Below are 303 nucleotides of genomic sequence, written 5' to 3'. Positions count from 1 at the left end.
GGCGGCATGGAAATCTCCCTGCCCGAGTTCGCCGACTGCGTGGTCGCCCTGGCCGGCGCCTGCGCCAGCACCGCCTGGGCCTTCAGCCTGCTGTGCACCCACAGCCACCAGCTGGCGATGTTCTCCAAGCAACTGCAGGACGAGGTCTGGGGCGAGAACCCCGATGCCACCGCCAGCAGCAGCATCGCGCCGTTCGGGCGCATCCAGGAGGTCGAGGGCGGCATCCTGTTCAACGGCGAGATGGGCTGGAGCAGCGGCAGCGACCACGCCGAATGGGCCATCCTCGGCTGCCGCCGGCAGAAC

General features: G+C 69.6%; 1 pseudogene. It reads left to right on the top strand.

Annotated elements, in window-relative coordinates:
* Positions 1-303: pseudogene (locus QSJ95_RS32665) on the top strand (p-hydroxyphenylacetate 3-hydroxylase oxygenase component); the annotation flags it as partial.

Source organism: Pseudomonas sp. NBRC 100443 (assembly GCF_030268185.1).
Taxonomy (GTDB): domain Bacteria; phylum Pseudomonadota; class Gammaproteobacteria; order Pseudomonadales; family Pseudomonadaceae; genus Pseudomonas; species Pseudomonas citronellolis.
The sequence above is the reverse complement of the archived record's forward strand: the minus strand, read 5'-3'. Positions and strand labels throughout refer to the sequence as shown.